A 3,698-nucleotide genomic window follows, 5' to 3' on the forward strand; every position below is an offset into this window, starting at 1 on the left:
TGTTGGATGTTTTGTCGCGCAACGCGGGCTAGCGTGCTGTTAATCAAAAAGGCTGGGTTATGAATCTACAGGCAATCTTGTCACTGATGGCGGATGGTGAGTATCACTCCGGTAAGGATCTCGGGGAGCTGCTGGGCGTTAGTCGAACTGCGGTGTGGAAGTACCTGCAAAAGCTCGAGGCCTACGGTATTCCGCTGGAGTCGGTAAAAGGTAAGGGTTACCGGCTGCCTGGTGGGCTGGAGCTGCTGGATGCTAAGCGTGTTCGTGCTGGCTTGTCCGGCGCTGCGGCGGGTTTTTTGTCCGAGCTGGATGTGCGTCAGTCGGTGGATTCCACTAACGTGCAGGCGATGGCTCGTGCAGGGGCTGGCGGCGCTCAGGGGTATGTCTGTTTGGCGGAGCATCAAACCGCAGGGCGTGGTCGTCGTGGCCGTGCCTGGGTGAGTCCTTTCGGGCAGAGTCTGTATTGTTCGGTCGTGGTTGAGTTTGATGGCGGAGCGGCAGCGCTGGAAGGATTGAGTTTGGCGGTGGGTGTTGCCCTGGTGAGGGCTGTTAAGCAGCTGGGTGTCGAGGGTGTCGGGCTTAAGTGGCCAAACGATGTGCTCTGGGAGGGCCGAAAGCTGGCCGGGGTGCTGCTGGAAATGACCGGTGATCCGGCGGGTGTGTGTCAGGTGGTGGTCGGTATTGGTCTGAATGTGCGCATGGCCGAAGCGTCTGCGGTGGCTATCGATCAGCCTTGGGCGGATATGAATCAGATCCTGCCGGGTGTTTCCCGGAATGAGCTGGCGGCGGCCTTGTTGGATCAGTTGTTGCCGATGCTGGCGACCTATCACTTGGCTGGCTTTTCGACTTATCGGCAGGAGTGGGAGGTCGCCCATGTGCATGCAGGGCGCGAGGTGAAGTTGCTGACGGCCAGTGAGGATATTCGTGGTGTGGCGCTGGGTGTGACCGATTCGGGCGCATTGCGTCTGCAAATTGGCGATACTGTTCAGGAATTTAATGGTGGCGAAGTGTCGCTGCGCGACCTGTAGCGAGGGTGATGTGAATCAGTCTGTTCTGCGCTTGCAGTTGGATGTTGGTAACACGCGTCTCAAGTGGCGGTTGTTGCGGGCGTCCGGAGAAGTTTTGGGGCGCGGTTTCTGTGTGCGAGCTGATTTCGAGGATGATGCCGCGTTGCTGGCGTCGGTGGCTGGGGCGGTACAGTTTGCGGCCGCCGATACGCTGATTGAGGAGCTGCAGGTCTCCACGGTGGCTGAGCAGGCTTTGTCGTTTGCGATTCAGGGCTGGGGTCGCCAGGTCTGGGGTGTTGAGGCTGGGTTTGCCGTTGTGACTGCGTCCGCTGCCGGGGTCAGTGTGGGCTATGACCAACCCGATGCGTTGGGGGTGGATCGCTGGCTGGCGGTGTTGGCGGCTTCCCGGTGCAGTGATGGAGGTGTCATTGTGGTGGATTGCGGTAGTGCGGTTACCGTGGATGTGCTGTCGGGCAAGCGTCACTGCGGTGGTTATATTGTACCTGGATTGCGTCTGATGAATGCCTCGCTGTTTGGCGATACGGCGCGGGTTAAGGTGGTGGCGGACTGGTTGGATTCCGGTGAGCCGGGGACGAATACATCTGCTGCGGTGAATGCCGGTCTGCCGCTGATGGTGGTGGGCTTGATTCGGGAAGTTGTGAATCGTCAGTCGCGGGATGGCCGCCCCTGGAGGGTGTTGTTAACCGGCGGTGATGCGCCTCTGTTGCTGCCTCTGTTGGGTGGCGATGTGGTGTCGCAGGTGGAAGAAGATTTGGTGCTGGATGGTTTGTTGCTGGCGGATATCAGGCCTCTTGCTTGATGTGGCCTTTGTGCTGTGGGGATGATTGGGAAGTGAAATGAGAGCAATATTTATATCTTTGGTGGTGGTTAATTTGGTGGTGCTTGCCGTGTTTTGGTTGCGCGAGCCCGAGCCGATCGTCTCGCCTGATGATGTGCCTGCGATACCGTCGGAATCGGCTGGCAGTCTTACATTGTTGAGTGAATTGCCGGATGGTGGGGCTTCTCTCGAGGTGGTTGAGGGAGCGGCTGGGGGAGCATCTGCTTCTGCGGTGGCGTTGCCGGATAATCGGGTGTCGGCTGTGAGTGGCGGTCCCGGGTCTGAGGGTGTCCGACACGAGCTGAGCTCTCAGGCTGTCGTGGATGAGTGGGTTGAATCCCGTGCGGTAAGCGGTGTCCAGGACGGTGATGAGAGGGCGGTGTGCACCCTTGTTGGCCCTTTTAAAGAGCCTTTGCCGGCTGAGTATTTTGTTGAGCGGCTGGGAGCGCTGGATGTTAAGGCGTCTGTCGAGCTGTTGGAGGTTCCTGGAGATCCTGGCTTTTGGGTTTATCAGGCGCCTGAGTCGTCGCGCAAGGCGGCGCTGCGGCGTTTGCACGAACTGCAGGCAAAGGGTATCGATAGTTACGTAATTCCGAAAGGTGAGTTGGAAAACGGGATTTCCTTTGGGTTGTTTAGTGATCGTGGGCGAGCGGAAGAGCAACTTGAGTCGGTTCAGTCCAGTGGGTATCAGGCTGATATTCGCACGGTGCCGCGTTCCTTTGAGGAGATTTGGGTGTCTATGGCAGCTGGTGAAGCCGAAAAAATAGGCAGTGAACGCTGGTTGGAGCTGCTGAATCGGGAAGATGACCTGGAGAAACGACAAAATTTCTGTCCAGATGTTGCGTCCGAGTAAAAGTTTCTCTAGAATCGCGCCCTCACTTAAAGCGAGTCCCTAATTTGGGTGTCGCAAGTCGGTGAATTTGGGCTGGCGTAGCTCAGTTGGTAGAGCAGCTGACTTGTAATCAGCCGGTCGGGGGTTCGACTCCTCTCGCCAGCTCCATTTTTTTTCATCTTGTTGCTGTAACCGTGTGAATTTTCAGGATTTATCGGTTGACAGTTGCCGGGATGAGGCGGAAAATAACGCCTCTTTTTTGGCAGGGGTTCCCGAGTGGCCAAAGGGATCAGACTGTAAATCTGACGCGAAAGCTTCGGTGGTTCGAATCCACCTCCCTGCACCATATTTTTCCAGTTGAGCTCAGTGTAGCTTGGCTGGTGGCGCGAAAGCCTGGCTCACAAGAGCTAAAAGGTAAGTTTAGCGGGTATGGTACAATGGTAGAACCTCAGCCTTCCAAGCTGATGATGCGGGTTCGATTCCCGCTACCCGCTCCAGGTTCTGCTTAATAAGCAAGAATAAGCTCTTGTAGCTCAGTTGGTAGAGCACACCCTTGGTAAGGGTGAGGTCAGCGGTTCAAATCCGCTCAAGAGCTCCAGTATTGCGTCGTGAAGAAGGTATGCTCTTTACGGCGTTTTTGTGTGTTTGGGTGTAATGTTCACCGTGTGTCGGTGGCTGCGCTCGGCAAGAAGTGTAATCTCAGGAGGCCCTCGTAATGGCTAAAGAAGCATTTGAACGTTCAAAACCGCACGTAAACGTGGGCACCATCGGTCACGTTGACCACGGTAAAACTACTCTGACTGCAGCTCTGACTCGCGTATGCGCCGAAGTATGGGGCGGTGAGCTGGTTGCTTTCGAAGGTATCGATAACGCACCGGAAGAGCGCGAGCGTGGTATCACCATCGCAACTTCCCACGTAGAGTACGATTCTCCGACTCGTCACTACGCGCACGTAGATTGCCCGGGACACGCCGATTACGTTAAAAACATGATTACCGGTGCTGCCCAGATGGATGGCGCT

4 protein-coding genes and 4 tRNA genes are annotated in these 3,698 nt (G+C 56.4%); all 8 read left to right on the forward strand.

Features of this window, described 5'->3' with window-relative positions:
• Positions 1-59 precede the first annotated feature (59 nt).
• A complete protein-coding gene (gene birA / locus ACTG33_RS16610; protein WP_439136337.1) occupies positions 60-1,028 on the forward strand; it encodes a bifunctional biotin--[acetyl-CoA-carboxylase] ligase/biotin operon repressor BirA in 969 nt (322 codons plus the stop codon).
• Positions 1,000-1,827, forward strand: coding sequence for a type III pantothenate kinase (locus ACTG33_RS16615; protein WP_439136338.1), 828 nt, complete (start codon positions 1,000-1,002; stop codon positions 1,825-1,827). Before birA ends, ACTG33_RS16615 begins: the two co-directional genes overlap by 29 nt.
• A 37-nt stretch (positions 1,828-1,864) precedes the next feature.
• Complete coding sequence (locus tag ACTG33_RS16620; RefSeq protein ID WP_439136339.1) at positions 1,865-2,698, forward strand: SPOR domain-containing protein; 834 nt, start codon at positions 1,865-1,867, stop codon at positions 2,696-2,698.
• Between the two features lie 71 nt (positions 2,699-2,769).
• A tRNA-Thr gene (locus tag ACTG33_RS16625) sits at positions 2,770-2,845 on the forward strand.
• A 94-nt stretch (positions 2,846-2,939) separates the two neighbouring features.
• Positions 2,940-3,023, forward strand: a tRNA-Tyr gene (locus tag ACTG33_RS16630).
• 77 nt (positions 3,024-3,100) lie between these two features.
• Positions 3,101-3,174, forward strand: a tRNA-Gly gene (locus tag ACTG33_RS16635).
• 25 nt (positions 3,175-3,199) lie between these two features.
• Positions 3,200-3,275 (forward strand) — tRNA-Thr (locus ACTG33_RS16640).
• Positions 3,276-3,392: 117 nt separating this feature from the next.
• Positions 3,393-3,698: GTP-binding protein (locus ACTG33_RS16645; protein WP_439136340.1), on the forward strand; the 306-nt coding region annotated here is incomplete at its 3' end.

Origin of the sequence: Pseudomaricurvus sp. (assembly GCF_965662505.1) — a bacterium.
In the GTDB taxonomy this organism is placed as follows: Bacteria; Pseudomonadota; Gammaproteobacteria; order Pseudomonadales; family Cellvibrionaceae; genus Pseudomaricurvus.

Bases quoted from the DNA above. Each gene is read 5' to 3' on its own strand.
- birA (WP_439136337.1), top strand. From the start codon at position 60: ATGAATCTACAGGCAATCTTGTCACTGATGGCGGATGGTGAGTATCAC.
- ACTG33_RS16620 (WP_439136339.1), top strand. From the start codon at position 1,865: ATGAGAGCAATATTTATATCTTTGGTGGTGGTTAATTTGGTGGTGCTT.